The organism is Streptomyces eurocidicus, from assembly GCF_002891295.1.
Taxonomy (GTDB): domain Bacteria; phylum Actinomycetota; class Actinomycetes; order Streptomycetales; family Streptomycetaceae; genus Streptomyces; species Streptomyces eurocidicus.
Map to the genome: position 1 here is coordinate 36,257 of NZ_LGUI01000008.1, position 15,897 is coordinate 52,153.

Consider the following 15,897-nt stretch of genomic DNA (forward strand, 5'->3'; position numbering starts at 1 on the left):
CACCATGGCCAAGACAGAGACAACGCCCCCCGCCGAGGACAAGGACGTGGGCGCCGCGGGCTCCCGGCTGTCCACGGCCCCGGCCGAGGAGGCGGGGCAGTCGGTCCCCGGCTCGTTCGGCGGCGTCCGCAAGCCCGGCGCGCTGGGCATGCTCGCCTGGTCCGGCCGCGAGGCCGTCGGCTGGGTGCGCTGGATCTGGCGGCAGCTGACCTCGATGCGGGTCGCCCTGATCCTGCTGTTCCTGCTGTCGCTGGCCACCATCCCCGGCTCGCTGATCCCGCAGACCAGCATCGACGCGGTCAAGGCCGAGAACTGGCGGAAGGCCCACGAGACCCTCGCGCCGGTCTACGACAAGCTCGGGCTGTTCCACGTCTACAGCTCGGTGTGGTTCTCGGCGATCTACATCCTGCTGTTCACCTCCCTGATCGGCTGCATCGTCCCGCGCACCTGGCAGTTCGTCGGCCAGCTCCGCGGCCGCCCGCCGGGTGCGCCGCGCCGGCTGAACCGGCTGCCCGCGTACACCACCTGGCGGACCGAGGCCGAGGCCGGGCAGGTGCTGGCGGCGGCGGAGAAGCTGCTCAAGCGGCGGCGCTTCCGCGTCGAGCGCTCCGGTGACTCCGTCGGCTCCGAGAAGGGCTATCTGCGCGAGGCCGGAAACCTCCTCTTCCACATCTCCCTGATCGTGATGCTGGTGGCCTTCGCCTCCGGCCAGCTGTGGAAGTCCGAGGGCCAGTCGCTGATCGTCGAGGGCAAGGGCTTCTCGAACAAGCTGGCGCAGTACGACGACTTCAAGTCCGGCTCGCTCTTCGACTCGGACGACCTGGAGCCCTTCAGCTTCTGGCTGGACGGCTTCGAGGCGACGTACGAGCGCACCGGCCCCCAGCGCGGCACGCCCCGGACCTACGAGGCGCACGTCAGCTACCGGGAGCGCCCGGGCGCCCCGCTGCGCAAGCAGACGATCAAGGTGAACGAGCCGCTGGAGGTGGCCGGCTCCAAGGTCTTCCTCATCGGCCACGGCTATGCGCCGGTCGTCACCGTCAAGGACGGTCAGGGCGACATCGCCTTCCGGGGCCCGGTGCCCTCGCTGCCGCTGGACGGCAACATCACCGAGACCGCGGTCATCAAGGTGCCGGACTACCGGGACAAGGACAACAAGCCGGACGACTTGGGCTTCCAGGGCTCCTTCGTGCCCACCCTCGACCTGTCGACCGAGTCGATGAACTCGCAGTTCCCCGCCCTGGACAACCCGCACCTGGTGCTGACCGCCTACCACGGCAGCCTGGGCCTGGACTCGGGGCTGCCGCAGAGCGTCTACCGCCTCGACGTGTCCAAGATGAAGCAGTTCAAGAAGCCGGACGGCCGTCCCTTCGCGCAGGCCCTCAAGGTCGGCGACAAGATGACCCTGCCGAACGGCGCGGGCACCCTGGAGTTCGACGGCATCAAGCCGTGGGCCACCTTCCAGGTCTCCCAGCAGCCCGGCAACGAGGCCGCGCTCGGCGGCGCCGTCGCCGCGCTCGTGGGCGTGGCCGCCTCGCTGTTCATCCAGCGCCGCCGGGTCTGGGTGCGGGCCGTGGCCGGCCCCGACGGGCAGACCGTCGTCGAGGTCGCGGGCCTCGGCCGCAGCGAGTCCGCGCGGCTCCCCGAGGAGCTCGCCGACCTCGCCGTCGCCCTCTACCCCGACGCCCCGCCCGTCACCACGCCCGACCCCGCAGATTCCGCTGATCCCTCCGAAGGAGCGCGCGCGTGATCCCCATCGCTGCCGCAGCCAACGAGAACATGGCGAACCTCAGCAATGTGCTGGTGTACTCCGCCATGGCCGTCTACACCCTGGCCTTCCTCGCGCACATCGCGGAGTGGGTGTTCGGCAGCCGCAGCGCGGTCGCCCGGACCGCCGCCGCGATCACCACCGAGGCGAAGGCCGCCACCGCGTCCGCCGCGGGCGCCCAGGGGGGCGGCGGCACGGCGGTCCTGGACCGTCCCAAGGTCGTCACCCGCGCCGTCGCCGGCGGCCGGGACGTCCCGGACGGGCCGGGCGCCGCGGGCACCAGCGAGAAGGGCGACGTCTACGGCCGGATCGCGGTCTCGCTGACCGTCCTCGGCTTCCTCCTCCACGCGGGCGGCGTGGCCACCCGCGCGCTCTCCGTGGAGCGGGCGCCGTGGGGCAACATGTACGAGTTCTCCACCACCTTCGGCATGGTCGTGGTCGCCGTCTACCTCGGTCTGCTGATCGCCGGGAAGAACGTGCGCTGGCTCGGCCTGCCGCTGGTCACCACCATCCTGCTCGACCTGGGCCTGGCCGTCTCGGTGCTCTACACCGACAGCGACCAGCTGGTGCCGGCCCTGCACTCGTACTGGCTGTGGATCCACGTCTCCTGCGCGATCATCTCGGGTGCCTCCCTGTGGGTGGGCGCGGCCTCGACGCTCTTCTACCTCTTCCGCAACGGCTACGAGGAGCGCCTGGAGCAGGGCTACGTCGGCACCGACGGCCTGAACCGCCTGCTGGCGGAGCTCCCGGCCAAGGGCCGCGGGATCCTCCGCTTCAAGGCGAAGGTCGCCAAGGGCACGGACACCTTCGTGATGCGCCTGCCGTCGGCGGCCACCCTCGACAAGTTCGCCTACCGCATCAACGCGACCGTCTTCCCGCTGTGGACGTTCACGATCATCGCGGGCGCGATCTGGGCCGAGGCCGCCTGGGGCCGCTACTGGGGCTGGGACCCCAAGGAGGTCTGGTCCTTCATCACCTGGGTCGCCTACGCCTGCTACCTGCACGCGCGCGCCACCGCGGGCTGGAAGGGCCGCAAGGCCGCCTACATCGCGCTGTTCGCCTTCGCCACGTACATCTTCAACTACTACGGCGTAAACATCTTCGTCACCGGCAAGCACTCCTACGCCGGCGTCTGAGCCCCCCGTACCGCCCAGAGGCCCGTCTCCCGCCGCGCGGGAGGCGGGCCTCGGTGGTAGAGCTGGACCCATGGAGATCCCCTCCCTGTACGGCAGGTCGGAGAAGCGGAACGCCGACGACCACCTGCTCCGCTACGAGCTGTCGCTGTCCTTCCCGGTGGCGGAGGTCTGGCAGGCCGTCGCGACCCCCGAGGGCCTGCCGACCTGGCTGGCCGCCGCCGACCCCTTCGACCAGCGTGAGGGCGGCGCGATCACGCTGCGCTGGCTCAACACCGACCCCGAGGGCCACGCCACGGTCGCACCCGGCCGGGTGACCGCGTGGCGGCCCCAGCGGGTCGCCGAGTACACCGTCGAAACCCACGGCCGGATCCGCTTCGAGCTGGAGCCCGCGCCGTCGAGCGTCGGCGGGACGCTGCTGCACTTCACCAATGAGCTGAACTGCTCCGAGAGCGTCCGCCTGGACTGCCTGGCGGGCTGGCACCACCACTTCGAATACCTGCTGGAGGCGCTGGCGGGCCGCCCCGCGGACTGGTCGGGCTGGACGCTGGAACGCTGGCGCAAACTACGGGCGGAGTACGAGCTGAGGGGGTCGTAGGGCGCGCCGCCTGGGGGAGCCCGAGGACCGGGGTCCGGGGCGGAGCCCCGGTTACGGGAAGGGGCGGGTAGGGGAAAACCGCCGGAGGCGCCCCTGCCGCACCCGCCCCCCCGCCCACCCGGGGTCACCTCCGCGGCCGCGACCCCGCCTCCTGCACCGGGAACTCCTGCGCCGCCCCCGGCAGCTTCGGCTTCGGCAGATTCGCGACGTCCCACCGCGCCTGTTCGAGCCGGGCCTCCGTGTCCCGGGGCAGCGCGGGCGGCGTCGCCCCGGCGCCGGAGAAGCCGAAGGCCGAGGTCAGGTCGCCGAAGGCGGAGCGCCGCCAGTCGCTGATGTTGGGCTCCTCGACGCCCGTCCAGCGCTCCAGGAAGCGGAGCACGGAGGTGTGGTCGAAGGGGTCGCCGGCGGCCCAGCCACCGACCGTCCACGGCGAGACGATCAGGCACGGCACCCGGAAGCCGCCGCCGATCGGCAGCCCCTTGACGAACTCGCCCGCGGTGCCCGCCGGGGGCACCGGCGGCGGCACATGGTCGAAGAGCCCGTCGTTCTCGTCGTAGTTCAGGATGAAGACGGTCTTCCGCCAGACGGCGGGGTTGTCGGCGATGGCCTCGATCTTCTTGGCGACGAAGTCGGCGCCCGCCGCCGGCAGGTACTTCGGGTGCTCGGACTGGGCCGCGGTCGGGATGATCCAGGACACCGCCGGGAGCCGGTCGTTCCGGGCGTCGTCCTCGAAGGTGCCCTCGGGCAGCCGGCGCATGCCCCGCTCGTACAGCGGTTCGCCCGCCTTGGCCTCCTGGAACGCCTCGAACTGCTCCAGCATGTTGCAGCCGTAGTTGTCCTGCTGCTGGTAGACGCGCCAGCTGACGCCCTTGGCCTGGAGCCGTTCGGCGTAGGTGGTCCAGCGGTAGGGCCTGGGGGCGAGGTTGTCGACGACCGGGCCGCCCCGGGTGCCGCCGGGGTCGATGGTGCCGGTCATCCAGTAGAGCCGGTTGGGCCAGGTGGGGCCGAAGACCGAGCAGAAGTAGTTGTCGCAGAGGGTGAACGCCTCGGCGAGGGCGAACTGGAAGGGGATGTCGTCGCGGGTGTGGTAGCCCATGACGTACGGACCGTTCGCGCCGTCGGCCTTGCGGTGCGCGGGCATCCAGCGGTCCATCCGGCCGCCGTGCCACGCCTCGTGCTGCACCGACCAGGCGTGGCTGGTGGACGGGATGGCCTGGGCGCTGCTGCGGCGGGTGTCGAGGTGGAACGGGAGCAGATAGCCCGCCGGGTTCCGCTCGTCCGGCTGGTGGAAGACGGAGCGGCCGTCCGGCAGGGTCAGGGCGTCCGGGTCGGAGAAGCCCCGGACGCCCTTGAGGGTGCCGAAGTAGTGGTCGAAGGAGCGGTTCTCCTGCATCAGCAGGACCACGTGTTCGATGTCGCTCAGCGAGCCGCTGCGGGCCGGTCCGGCCGCGACGGCCCGCCGCACGCTCGGCGGCAGCAGCGACAGTGCCGCGGCGCCGCCGACCGCGCCCGCCGCCGTGCCGAGGAGTCTGCGTCGGGTCATGTCAGGCATGCGTGCCCCTCTCCCTGGAGTCGCGTGGGGCCTCAGTCTTGCCCGTAGGACTCTTCCGGCACGCCCGTGCAGGGGGCAGGAGGGGATGCGTGAACGCTGCGCCAAATGGCTGTGGAGGTGCGGTAGTTGGGCCCCTGGCCGAGCGCGACGGGCCCGGCGCCCGCTGTGGAGCTACCCGATCGGGGGACGCCCGGCTACGCCGGACGGCCGTCCGGGGCTCCGGTGCCCGTCCCCCGGACGGTCGCGGTCAGACCGCGGGCGGGGCCTCGCCCCGCGGGCCGCCGGCGCCGCCGTCGTCGTCCCGCTTGAGCGACCTGAGGAACTCGGGGTTGTCGTCGGGCGCGACCCACCGCTGCCCGCCGGCCGTGCCCCGGCCGCCCGCCGCGGCCCGCGGCCGCCCCGCGATCAGCCAGGCGACCGGCCCGATCAGCACCTCGCCGAAGAGCAGGATGACAAACACCCAGGCGATCTTCGGCAGGCCGCGGACGTCCTTCTCGGGGGTGTTCAGGCAGTCGATGAAGGCGTAGATCCACAACGCCAGGATCAGCAGGAACGGCAGATACCTGAGCATGGCGGCGGACTCCCCGGTACGGCGGTACAGGCCGCTGGGCGGCCCCGATACCGGTCCAGGGTAGTCCGTGCCCGATACTGGAACGCATGGCTTACGACGATCTCCGCTCGTTCCTCCGGGCGCTGGAGCGCGACGGCGACCTCAAGCGCATCAAGGCCGAAGTCGACCCGTACCTGGAAATCGGGGAGATCGTCGACAGAGTGAACAAAGCGGGTGGTCCCGCGCTGCTCTTCGAGAACGTCAAGGGCGCGGCCATGCCGCTCGCCATGAACGTCTTCGGCACCGACCGCCGGCTGCTCAAGGCGCTCGGCCTGAAGTCCTACGACGAGATCAGCGAGAAGATCGGCGGCCTGCTCAAGCCCGAGCTGCCGCAGGGCTTCGTCGGCATCCGTGAGGCGTTCGGCAAGCTGGGCTCGATGGTGCACGTACCGCCGAAGAAGGTGAAGTCCGACAGCGCCCCGGTCCAGGAAGTGGTCCTCACCGGCGACGACGTCGACCTCGACCAGCTGCCGGCGCTCTTCACCTGGCCCGAGGACGGCGGCTCCTTCTTCAACCTCGGCCTCACCCACACCAAGCACCCCGAGACCGGCGTCCGCAACCTCGGCCTCTACCGCCTCCAGCGGCACGACAAGCGCACCATCGGGATGCACTGGCAGATCCACAAGGACAGCCGCAACCACTACCAGGTGGCCGCCAAGCGCGGTGAGAAGCTGCCCGTCGCGATCGCCTTCGGCTGCCCCCCGGCCGTCACCTACGCCTCGACCGCCCCGCTCCCCGGCGACATCGACGAGTACCTCTTCGCGGGCTTCCTCTCCGGCAAGCGGATCGAGATGGTCGACTGCAAGACGGTGCCGCTCCAGGTCCCCGCGGGCGCGGAGGTCGTCATCGAGGGCTGGCTGGAGCCCGGCGAGATGCTCCCGGAGGGCCCCTTCGGCGACCACACCGGCTTCTACACCCCGCAGGAGCCCTTCCCGGCCCTGCGCATCGACTGTGTGACGATGCGGCGGCGCCCGCTGCTCCAGTCGATCGTGGTCGGCCGGCCGCCGACGGAGGACGGGCCGCTCGGGCGGGCGACGGAGCGTTTCTTCCTGCCCCTGCTGAAGATCATCGTCCCGGACATCGTGGACTACCACCTGCCCGAGTCCGGCGGCTTCCACAACTGCGCGATCGTCTCGATCGACAAGAAGTACCCCAAGCACGCCCAGAAGGTGATGCACGCCATCTGGGGCGCGCACATGATGTCGCTGACCAAGCTGATCATCGTGGTGGACAGCGACTGCGACGTCCACGACCTCCACGAGGTCTCCTGGCGCGCCCTGGGCAACACGGACTACGCCCGCGACCTCACGGTCGTGGAGGGTCCGGTCGACCACCTCGACCACGCGTCGTACCAGCAGTTCTGGGGCGGCAAGGCGGGCATCGACGCCACGGCGAAGTGGCCCGAGGAGGGCTACACCCGGGACGGCGGCTGGCCGCGGATGGTCGAGTCGGATCCGGAAGTCGCCGATCGGGTGACGAAGCGTTGGAAGGAGTACGGGCTGTGACCCGTGGGCCGATGACAGTGGGGAGCGCGGGATTCCCCCGGCGCCGCCGGAGCGATGCGGGGTGCGGGCTGTGACCTCTGCGGCCGAAGGGGTCCTCGGACCCGGGCCCGCGCCCGCCGGGGGCAAAGTGCGCGCCTTCCTGCGCCTCGTGCTGATCGAGCACTCGATCTTCGCGCTGCCCTTCGCCTACATCGCCTCGTTCACGGCGATGTTCCAGGAGTACGGCGACATCCACTGGACGCGGCTGCTCCTGGTGACCGTCGCCATGGTGGGCCTGCGGACGTTCGCGATGGCCTGCAACCGGATCATCGACCGGGAGATCGACGCCCGTAACCCGCGGACGGCGGGCCGCGAGCTGGTCACCGGCGCCGTCTCGGTGCGCTCGGCCTGGACCGGCGCGCTGATCGCCGTCGTCGTCTTCCTGGGCGCGGCCGCGCTGCTGAACCCGCTGTGCCTGGCGCTGGCCCCGATCGCCGTCGTGCCGATGGTGGTCTACCCGTACGGGAAACGATTCACCGACTTCCCGCACGCGATCCTCGGCCTGGCCCAGGCGATGGGCCCGGTCGGCGCATGGCTGGCGATCACGGGCACGTGGTCGTGGGACGCGGTGATCCTCGGGCTGGCCGTGGGCGTCTGGATCGGCGGCTTCGACCTGATCTTCGCCTGCCAGGACGTGATCGCCGACCGTGCGCACGGGGTGAAGTCCACGCCGGCCCGCTTCGGCGTCCCGGCCGCGCTGTACGGCGCCCGCGCCTGTCACGCGGTCACCACGGCCCTGCTGGTCTGGTACGCGCTGGCCACGGACGCGGGGGCGTTCTTCTGGGTGGGCCTCGCGGTGGTGGCGGTGGCGTTCGTCTATGAGCACACGATCGTCAAGCCGCATGACCTGTCCCGCCTGAACCGGGCATTCTTCAGCGTCAACGGGTTCATCGGAATTGCCCTTTTCGTGTGCGCGCTGCTGGACCTCCTGGTGCGCGGCCTGACCGTCTGACCGGCCCGCGCGCAAGCGAAAGGGCGGCCCGCCACGGAGGCGGGCCGCCCTTTTCGCTGTGCGCAGGGGCTCAGGTCAGGGGGTTCAGATCCCCATGCCCGAGTCCTTGCCGCCGCCCATCTTGTCGCTGAAGAGCAGCATGGCCGCGCCGATCAGGTCCTGCGGCTTGAGCTCCTTGGCGCCGGCCGGGGCCTGGATCTTGCCCGCGCCGCCCTTGATGCCGAGGGTCAGCGGGAGCTCGCCCTTGACCTCGTCGTCGAGCTGCGCGATGTCGACGGTCAGGGTGGAGACCATGCCGTCGCGCACGCCGACGTCGAGGGTGACGTCCTTGTTCTTGAGCTTGTCCAGGTCGCCGTCGACCTTGTCGCCCTTGCCCTTGCTGCCGAGCTTGTCCTGGAGCGGCTTGAGGCTCTTGTTGAGGTCGTCGGCGAACTTCTTCGCCGGAACGGTGACCTTGACGTGGTCGGCGCCGTTCTTCTTGCCCGCGTCCTTGAAGGTCGCGTTGCCGTCGAGGGACTTCTGCAGCGCGTCGAAGAGCTGCTTCTGGTCCTTCGGGTCGAGCTTGGGCTTGTCCTCGGACTTGCCGGACGCCTTGCTGAACGCCTCGAAGGACTTGGTGTCCATCCCGACCCACTCGCCCTTCAGGGCGCCCTTCACGGAGTCCATGGAGGACGGGAGGGTGTCGGCCTTCTTGGCGAGCTCGTCGAAGTCGGGGCGGCTAGAGGACTTGGCCGGGGCCTTCTTGTCGACCTTCGCGGCCAGGTCGCCGATGCCCTTGAGGTCACCGCGGAGGTAGACCTTGCTGGCGCCGATCGCGCGGACCTCGACCAGCGGCTTGCCGTCCTTCATGCCCAGCGCGAACGACCCCTCGCCGTTCTCGTCGTCGGCCTCGACGTCCTTGAGCGGCTTGTCGAAGCTCACGGAGTAGGAGAGGCGCAGATCGGCGAGCATGTCGGCGTGCTCCCGCTTGAAGTCCTTCTGGTCCTTCATCGCGGTGAAGATCTTGTCGGCGCTGGTGTCGAAACCTATCTCGGCGCTGAGCGACTTCTGCCTGCTGAGCTTGTCGAACGCCTGCTTGACCTTGGCGTCCGGGCTGAGGCTGGCGTCCCCGCCGTCGCAGGCCGCCGTACCGGCGGTGAGTGCGGCCACGCAGCCGACAGCGGCGAGAACCTTGCGCTTCCTGTGGATGATGAGCTCCCCGTGTGAGGGCCGTCCGGTGGGACGGCGGAAAAGACAACTGAATACAGTCCGAATAATCATGTCAAAGGACTTTCCGGGCGTGGTCCCGGCCCAGGACTGCGGCGGGGAGTGCCCGGCGGCTGCGACTAGGCTCGGAGCCGTGGAGCCGTACGAACACGTAACGCAACGTCAGGAACGCCGCCCTTGGGTGGTCGGTGTCTCCGGCGCGTCCGGGACGCCGTACGCGGCCGCCGTGCTGCGGGGGCTGCTGGACGCCGGTGAGGCCGTCGACCTGGTGGTCAGCAGGGCCTCGCGGCTGACGCTGCTGGACGAGACCGGGATCGCCTTCCGGGACGCGCACTGGCGCGAGGACCTGCGGAGCTGGCTGGAGCGGGGCGCCGACGGCAAGCCGCACTCCTTCGCCGCGGAGATGGCGGACCCGGCCCTCGCGGACGTGCGGTACTGGCCGGCCGGTGACCTCGCGGCCGGTCCGTCGTCCGGTTCGTACCCCGTCAAGGGGATGCTGATCGTCCCGGCGAGCACGGCCTGTGTGGCCGGGGTGGCGCTGGGGCTGTCGAAGGACCTGCTCCAGCGGGTGGCGAGCGTGACGCTCAAGGAACGCCGCCCCCTGGTGGTCGCGGTGCGGGAGACCCCGCTGAGCGGACAGACGCTCAAGCAGCTGGTGGCGCTGGACGAGGCGGGCGCAGTGGTGCTGCCCGCCTCTCCGGCGTTCTACGCGGGTGCGACGCACATCCAGGACCTCGTGGACTTCGTCGCCGGGCGGGTGCTGGACGCGGCGGGTGTGCCGCACCAGCTCTACCGCCGGTGGAGAGGGGAGCTGGGTGAAGCTCGCTCCCCGGGGTGAGGGTCAGCGCTTGCGGGCGCGGGCGGTGCGGGCCGCCGCCTTGCCCTGCGGGGCCTGGCGCTCGGCGGTGGCGGGCTGGTGGGCACCCGAGCGGTTGGCCAGGTCCTGCAGCTCGCGCATACGGGCGTAGGCCATCTCGATCGTGTACACGGGAAGATCACTCCTGAAGGATCGTCGTTGATCTAGGGATCTGAAGAGAGATTCACAGGTCGTGAACCCCTGTATGCCTTAGATTCTACATGCAAAGCGACGAGTTCGCTGATTATTGAAAGGTGCCAGGTTATGGACGCGGTGGACAGGCAGCTCATCCAGGCCCTGCGGGAGAACGGCCGGGCCTCGTACGCGGAGCTGGGCCGGCTCGTGGGCCTCTCCGGGCCGAGCGTCACGGACCGGATCAACCGCCTGGAGGCGGCCGGGGTGATCACCGGCTACCGCGCGACCGTCAACGCCGCCTCGCTCGGCCTCGGCGTCACGGCGCTCATCGGCATCCAGCTCTCCGACGCGGCCGACCACGAGGACGTGGCGCGGCGGCTGCGCGACCTGGAGGAGATCGAGGACTGCTGGTTCATCGCGGGCGACGACTCGTACATGCTCAAGGTGCGCGTCGGCGACGTGGACGGCCTGGAGCGGACGATCCGCCGGCTGTCGGGGACCAAGGGCGTGAGCCGGACCCGTACGACGATCGTGCTGTCGACCAAGTGGGAGAACCGGGTCGGGGAGCTGCCCGAGGAGGTCTGACCGGGGCGGGGGGTTGGCCGGGGGAACCCGGAGCGCTAGGCGTAGGCTCGACAAGGTTGCAGAAGCGGATGTATGGGAGAGGCGGACGCAATGGACGCTGGGCTCAAGCGTGAGCTGGAGGACAAGGTCTTCGCCGGGGAACGGCTGACCCGTGAGGACGGCATCGCCCTCTACGAGTCCGACGACCTGGCGTGGCTGGGCGGGCTCGCGCACCACGTCCGCACGCGGAAGAACGGTGACGTCGTCCACTTCAACGTCAACCGTCACCTCAATATGACCAACGTGTGCACCGCGTCGTGCGCCTACTGCTCGTTCCAGCGCAAGCCGGGCGAGAAGGACGCGTACACGATGCGCATCGAGGAGGCCGTCCGCCTCGCCAAGGCGATGGAGAACGAGAACCTCACCGAGCTGCACATCGTCAACGGCCTGCACCCCACCCTGCCGTGGCGGTACTACCCGCGCTCGCTGAAGGCCCTCAAGGAGGCGCTGCCGAACGTCTCCCTGAAGGCGTTCACCGCCACCGAGATCCAGCACTTCGAGAAGATCTCCGGGCTGCCCGCCGACGAGATCCTCGACGAGCTGATCGACGCCGGTCTGGAGTCCCTGACCGGCGGTGGCGCCGAGATCTTCGACTGGGAGGTCCGGCAGCACATCGTCGACCACGACACCCACTGGGAGGACTGGTCGCGCATCCACCGCCTCGCGCACAGCAAGGGCCTCAAGGGCCCCTGCACCATGCTCTACGGCCACATCGAGGAGCCGCGCCACCGCGTGGACCACGTGCTGCGCCTGCGTGAGCTCCAGGACGAGACCGGCGGCTTCCACGTCTTCATCCCGCTGCGCTACCAGCACGACTTCGTGGACATGAAGGACGGTAAGGTCCGCAACCGCCTCCAGGCGCGGACCTCGATGGCCACCGGTGCCGAGGCGCTGAAGACCTTCGCGGTCTCCCGGCTGCTCTTCGACAACGTCCCGCACGTCAAGGTCTTCTGGGTGATGCACGGCGTGCAGACCGCTCAGCTCGCCCTCCAGCACGGCGCGGACGACATGGACGGCTCGGTCGTCGAGTACAAGATCACGCACGACGCGGACAACTACGGCACGCCGAACAAGCTGACCCGCGACGACCTGCTGGAGCTCATCCGCGACGCGGGCTTCCGGCCGGTCGAGCGCAACACGCGCTACGAGATCATCCGCGAGTACCCGGGCCCGGACGCCTCCCTGCGCGAATCGCCCCAGGCGATGCGGGTGTGACCGGTGGCCCCGGTCGTGCTTGACTGGAGCCGTCCGTAGTGACCCTTTCGGTTGCCGTTGAGAAGAAGGTCCCGTCCGTGAGCAGCAAGAAGTTCGCCTCGCTCCGCTACACCGCCTCGCGTGTCGCCCTGCTCGCCGCGTGCTTCGCCGTCGTGTGGGTGCTCTGCTACCTGCACGTCGTGCCGCTCGGCGCGAACAACTCGAACCTCGTCTGGATGGTGCTGCTCGCGCTGATCCTCTCCGCGCCGCTCAGCTGGGTCCTGCTGCGCAAGCAGCGTGACGCCATGTCCGAGCAGATCGTGGAGCGCGTCGACCGCGCGAAGGCCCGGATGGCCGCCACCGCCGGCCAGGAGGACGGGGTGTAACCCTCGTCACAACCGCTTCGCCGCCCCGCCCTGGAGTCACCGCTCCACGGCGGGGCTTCGGCGTTTTCCGGCGCCTGCCGGGCCGTTCCGGACCCCAGGAGTCCACATCTGCCCAAAGAAGAGCTTTGAGTCCCTCAAAGTTCGAGTGTTAACGTATTGGACATGAAGACAGCAGCAGCGCAGCGATCCCTCACGAGCCACGTGCTCGTGGCGCGCCTGCACGTCGATCTTTGCCGCTGCGTCTCCGCGGCCTGTTGCCGCCGCTGACCTATGTCGCCCGCGGCCAGAACCTTGGGGGCACCTCCCGGCGAGAGCCGGGTGAGTACGGACCTCCTCACTGGCGCGTTACGCCCTTTTCCTGACTTGATCCCCCAGCCGACGCTGGGCGGTACCCCCCGGAGTTTCCGTTGCCATCTACGCCCACGTCCTCCCCGGCGTCCCTGCGCGGGCGCATACCCAAGGTCCCGTTCTGGGCCCAGATCCTGCTCGGCCTGGTGCTCGGCGCCCTGCTCGGCTGGGCCGCCAAGAGCGGTGACGTCCACTGGCTGGAGGTCACCCTCGACAAGATCGGCAGCATCTTCGTCCAGCTGCTGATGGTCGTGATCGCGCCACTGGTCTTCTTCGCCATCATGGTGTCGATCACCAATCTGCGGAACGTCTCCAACGCCGCCCGGCTGGCCACCCGCACCCTGATGTGGTTCATGATCACCTCGCTGATCGCGGTGGTCATCGGTCTCGCGATCGGCCTGCTCACCGACCCGGGTTCGGGCACCGGCCTTACCGCGGCCGACGGCAAGGAGCCCAAGAAGCACGGCTCGTGGCTGGACTTCCTCACCGGGATCGTCCCCACCGACGTCATCACGCCGTTCACCGAGCTGAACGTCCTCCAGATCGTCTTCATGGCCGCCGCCGCGGGCATCGCCATCCTCCAGGTCGGCGACAAGGCCAAGCCCGTCCTCGACCTCAGCCAGGCCGCCCTGGAGCTGCTCCAGAAGGTCCTGTGGTGGGTCATCCGGCTCGCCCCGCTGGGCAGCCTGGGCCTGGTCGGCACGGCCATCGCCACCTACGGCTGGGACCTGATCGGCAAGTACGCGACCTTCACCGCGGACATCTACGTCGGCTGCGCCATCGTGATGTTCGGCGTCTACCCGCTGCTGCTGGCCACGGTCGCCAAGGTGAACCCGCTGCAGTTCTTCAAGGGCGCCTGGCCCGCCATCCAGCTGGCCTTCGTCTCCCGCTCCTCCGTCGGCACGATGCCGCTGACGCAGAAGGTCACCGAGCGCCTCGGCGTCCCGAAGGAGTACGCCTCCTTCGCGGTGCCCTTCGGCTCCACGACCAAGATGGACGGCTGCGCCTCGATCTACCCGGCGATCGCCGCGATCTTCGTCGCGCAGGTCTTCGACGTGAACCTGGAGATCCGGGACTACGTCCTGATCGCCTTCGTCTCCGTCATCGGCTCCGCCGCCACCGCCGGTCTGACCGGCGCCACGGTGATGCTGACCCTGACGCTCTCCACGCTGGGCCTGCCGATGGCGGGCGTGGGCCTGCTGCTGGCCATCGACCCGATCGTGGACATGATGCGCACCGCGACCAACGTGGCCGGCCAGTCCGTCGTCCCGATCCTGGTCTCGGCCCGCGAGGGCATCCTGGACCGCAAGGCGTACGACGCGGCGACCGCGTCCCCGCTGGAGCCGGTCCCGGGCACGGAGCCGGTCCCGGCCGCCGCGGCGGCCTGACGGGCCTTCGGTACCTCCGGTACGGGCTGGCCTGAATCTTGCGGTCGGGCCGGTTCGGCCTGAACCTCACTCCCGGGCGTCCCTCCTCCCCGTAACATTACCTGCCGGTAATGTAGCGGGGGCGGAGGGACGTTTGTCGTGAATGCTGCACGAACTGACGCTGCTGAGGCCGGGATGACGGCGAAGCCCAGGCCCAGGCCCAAGCCCAGGATCAAGCGCATGCCGCGCGAGGTGCGCGAGCGCCAGATGGTCGACGCGGCCGTGGAGGTCTTCGCGCGCCGGGGCTACCGCACGGCGTCGATGGACGAGATCGCCGAGCTGGCGGGGGCCTCGAAGCCGCTCGTCTATCTGTATCTGAACTCGAAGGAAGACCTCTTCAGCGCCTGCATACGGCGCGAGGCCGAGGCCCTGATCGCCGCCGTCCGGGCGGCCGCCGATCCGGCCGCCCCCGCCGACCGGCGGCTGTGGCACGGGCTGCGCGGCTTCTTCGCCCACACCGCCGCCCACCCCGACGGCTGGGCGGTCCTGTACTGCCAGGCCCGCAGCCACGGGGAGCCGTTCGCGCTGGAGGTGGCCGCGCTGCGGCAGCGGCTCGTCGACGTGGTCACCCAGCTGATCGCCGACACCGCCCGCGACGGCGGCTGCGTGAAGCCCCTGCCCGGCGAGGAGGTCTCGGGCCTCGCCCACGCGCTGGTCGGCGCGGCGGAATCGCTGGCCGGGTGGTCGAACGCGCGCACGGGGTCCGGCGGCCCCGGGCACTCCGACCGGGAGGCCGCCGAGACGCTGATGAACCTCGCGTGGGCGGGGCTGGAGAACCTGGCGAACGGGCGGCGCTGGGCGCCGGCCCGGCCGTAGCCGGAGGCCGGCCCGACACCGGTCCGCCGCCCCTCGGCCTCCCCGGCCCGGCCGCTCCCCGCCGCCCGCGGCCGGGCCACCCCTCGGGCCTCAGCCCTCGGCGCCCTTGCGGCGCCGGGCGGCGAGCAGTCCCGCGCCGCCGAGGACACCGGCCGCGGCGAGCGCCCCGCCGACGAGGCCGGGGTCGGTGTCCGAGTGGGACGCGGGGGCCTCGCCCGCCGCGACGCCGCCCTTGGGCAGCTTCTTGCTGCCGTCGGTCTTCGCGTCGCCCTTCGCGTCGCCCTTCGCGTCGCGCCGCACGGGGGCCGCGGTGCCCTTGGCCGCGTCGCCGCTCCCGCCCCGGTCCTTCTTCTTGTCGTCCGTCTTGCCGTCCTTTTTGTCGTCGCCGCCCTGGGTCCTGGCGGTCACATGCGTGCCGTCGAAGTGGACGTAGATCCCGTCGGTGTAGCTCTGGCCCTTGGAGAGCACCGCGAAGACCTTCCCGGTGCCGATCTCCTTCAGATACGCCTTGCCGTTCTTGATCTCGGCCTCCATGCCGCCGCCGATGTCGACGGTCCGCCCCGCCGGCTGCCCGCTGCCGCCCGCCGGGGCCGGTGCCGGGCTCCCGTCGGTGGCGAACGCCGCGGTGGGTACCGCCACCACGCCGGCGAGGACGGTGGTGGCTACGGCGGTGCGGAGTGCGGTGCGAGTGGTGGTGTTCATGGGGCTCTGCTCTCCTTACGGAGTCCGTGTGTGCCGCCTGTGCGGCGGC

Annotated in this window: 16 protein-coding genes; 11 read left to right on the forward strand and 5 right to left on the reverse strand. The window is 70.4% G+C overall.

The window, feature by feature from the left end:
* The first annotated feature begins 4 nt into the window (after window positions 1-4).
* From resB to AF335_RS22230, 3 genes are all read left to right on the forward strand, one after another.
* Window positions 5-1,747 (forward strand): cytochrome c biogenesis protein ResB, encoded by a 1,743-nt coding sequence (resB, locus tag AF335_RS22220; protein ID WP_102920232.1) that lies wholly within the window; start codon window positions 5-7, stop codon window positions 1,745-1,747.
* A complete protein-coding gene (gene ccsB / locus AF335_RS22225; protein ID WP_102920491.1) occupies window positions 1,747-2,901 on the forward strand; it encodes a c-type cytochrome biogenesis protein CcsB in 1,155 nt (384 codons plus the stop codon). Before resB ends, ccsB begins: the two co-directional genes overlap by 1 nt.
* 70 nt (window positions 2,902-2,971) lie before the next feature.
* Window positions 2,972-3,496 carry an SRPBCC domain-containing protein gene (locus AF335_RS22230; RefSeq protein ID WP_102920233.1) on the forward strand — a complete coding sequence of 175 codons (525 nt, stop codon included), beginning with the start codon at window positions 2,972-2,974 and terminating at the stop codon, window positions 3,494-3,496.
* Between the two features lie 124 nt (window positions 3,497-3,620).
* On the opposite strand, the gene AF335_RS22235 is transcribed toward AF335_RS22230, so the two are convergent.
* On the reverse strand, window positions 3,621-5,048 hold the full coding sequence (locus tag AF335_RS22235; protein WP_102920234.1) for an alkaline phosphatase family protein: 1,428 nt from the start codon (window positions 5,046-5,048) through the stop codon (window positions 3,621-3,623).
* A 247-nt stretch (window positions 5,049-5,295) separates the two neighbouring features.
* Window positions 5,296-5,619 carry a PLD nuclease N-terminal domain-containing protein gene (locus AF335_RS22240; protein ID WP_102920235.1) on the reverse strand — a complete coding sequence of 108 codons (324 nt, stop codon included), beginning with the start codon at window positions 5,617-5,619 and terminating at the stop codon, window positions 5,296-5,298.
* A gap of 86 nt (window positions 5,620-5,705) precedes the next feature.
* Here AF335_RS22240 and AF335_RS22245 point away from each other — a divergent pair, with 86 nt between their 5' ends.
* Both AF335_RS22245 and mqnP read left to right on the forward strand, forming a co-directional pair.
* Window positions 5,706-7,163, forward strand: a complete 1,458-nt coding sequence (locus tag AF335_RS22245) for a menaquinone biosynthesis decarboxylase (RefSeq protein ID WP_102920236.1) — start codon at window positions 5,706-5,708, stop codon at window positions 7,161-7,163.
* A gap of 70 nt (window positions 7,164-7,233) precedes the next feature.
* Window positions 7,234-8,154, forward strand: coding sequence for a menaquinone biosynthesis prenyltransferase MqnP (gene mqnP / locus AF335_RS22250; RefSeq protein WP_102920237.1), 921 nt, complete (start codon window positions 7,234-7,236; stop codon window positions 8,152-8,154).
* Between the two features lie 84 nt (window positions 8,155-8,238).
* On the opposite strand, the gene AF335_RS22255 is transcribed toward mqnP, so the two are convergent.
* Complete coding sequence (locus tag AF335_RS22255) at window positions 8,239-9,303, reverse strand: hypothetical protein (protein WP_102920238.1); 1,065 nt, start codon at window positions 9,301-9,303, stop codon at window positions 8,239-8,241.
* A 238-nt stretch (window positions 9,304-9,541) separates the two neighbouring features.
* Here AF335_RS22255 and AF335_RS22260 point away from each other — a divergent pair, with 238 nt between their 5' ends.
* Window positions 9,542-10,198, forward strand: a complete 657-nt coding sequence (locus AF335_RS22260; RefSeq protein WP_376697884.1) for a UbiX family flavin prenyltransferase — start codon at window positions 9,542-9,544, stop codon at window positions 10,196-10,198.
* A 3-nt stretch (window positions 10,199-10,201) separates the two neighbouring features.
* On the opposite strand, the gene AF335_RS34780 is transcribed toward AF335_RS22260, so the two are convergent.
* Entirely contained in the window at window positions 10,202-10,348 is a 147-nt protein-coding gene (locus AF335_RS34780) for a hypothetical protein (RefSeq protein ID WP_170127783.1), read from the reverse strand.
* Window positions 10,349-10,480: 132 nt separating this feature from the next.
* Between AF335_RS34780 and AF335_RS22265 the strand changes: the two genes are divergently transcribed.
* From AF335_RS22265 to AF335_RS22285, 5 genes are all read left to right on the forward strand, one after another.
* Window positions 10,481-10,936 (forward strand): Lrp/AsnC family transcriptional regulator, encoded by a 456-nt coding sequence (locus tag AF335_RS22265; RefSeq protein WP_087927490.1) that lies wholly within the window; start codon window positions 10,481-10,483, stop codon window positions 10,934-10,936.
* A 90-nt stretch (window positions 10,937-11,026) separates the two neighbouring features.
* Window positions 11,027-12,190, forward strand: coding sequence for an aminofutalosine synthase MqnE (gene mqnE / locus AF335_RS22270; RefSeq protein WP_087927491.1), 1,164 nt, complete (start codon window positions 11,027-11,029; stop codon window positions 12,188-12,190).
* A 77-nt stretch (window positions 12,191-12,267) separates the two neighbouring features.
* Window positions 12,268-12,555, forward strand: a complete 288-nt coding sequence (locus AF335_RS22275; RefSeq protein ID WP_102920492.1) for a DUF4229 domain-containing protein — start codon at window positions 12,268-12,270, stop codon at window positions 12,553-12,555.
* Window positions 12,556-12,962: 407 nt separating this feature from the next.
* On the forward strand, window positions 12,963-14,291 hold the full coding sequence (locus tag AF335_RS22280; protein WP_102920240.1) for a dicarboxylate/amino acid:cation symporter: 1,329 nt from the start codon (window positions 12,963-12,965) through the stop codon (window positions 14,289-14,291).
* Window positions 14,292-14,510: 219 nt separating this feature from the next.
* Window positions 14,511-15,146 (forward strand): TetR/AcrR family transcriptional regulator, encoded by a 636-nt coding sequence (locus AF335_RS22285; protein ID WP_102920241.1) that lies wholly within the window; start codon window positions 14,511-14,513, stop codon window positions 15,144-15,146.
* 90 nt (window positions 15,147-15,236) lie between these two features.
* Here AF335_RS22285 and AF335_RS22290 read toward each other — a convergent pair whose 3' ends face one another.
* Window positions 15,237-15,848, reverse strand: coding sequence for a hypothetical protein (locus AF335_RS22290; RefSeq protein ID WP_102920242.1), 612 nt, complete (start codon window positions 15,846-15,848; stop codon window positions 15,237-15,239).
* Window positions 15,849-15,897: the final 49 nt, after the last annotated feature.

Bases quoted from the DNA above. Each gene is read 5' to 3' on its own strand.
- resB (WP_102920232.1), top strand. From the start codon at position 5: ATGGCCAAGACAGAGACAACGCCCCCCGCCGAGGACAAGGACGTGGGC.
- AF335_RS22230 (WP_102920233.1), top strand. From the start codon at position 2,972: ATGGAGATCCCCTCCCTGTACGGCAGGTCGGAGAAGCGGAACGCCGAC.
- AF335_RS22235 (WP_102920234.1), bottom strand. From the start codon at position 5,048: ATGCCTGACATGACCCGACGCAGACTCCTCGGCACGGCGGCGGGCGCG.
- AF335_RS22240 (WP_102920235.1), bottom strand. From the start codon at position 5,619: ATGCTCAGGTATCTGCCGTTCCTGCTGATCCTGGCGTTGTGGATCTAC.
- AF335_RS22245 (WP_102920236.1), top strand. From the start codon at position 5,706: ATGGCTTACGACGATCTCCGCTCGTTCCTCCGGGCGCTGGAGCGCGAC.
- AF335_RS22265 (WP_087927490.1), top strand. From the start codon at position 10,481: ATGGACGCGGTGGACAGGCAGCTCATCCAGGCCCTGCGGGAGAACGGC.
- mqnE (WP_087927491.1), top strand. From the start codon at position 11,027: ATGGACGCTGGGCTCAAGCGTGAGCTGGAGGACAAGGTCTTCGCCGGG.
- AF335_RS22285 (WP_102920241.1), top strand. From the start codon at position 14,511: ATGCCGCGCGAGGTGCGCGAGCGCCAGATGGTCGACGCGGCCGTGGAG.
- AF335_RS22290 (WP_102920242.1), bottom strand. From the start codon at position 15,848: ATGAACACCACCACTCGCACCGCACTCCGCACCGCCGTAGCCACCACC.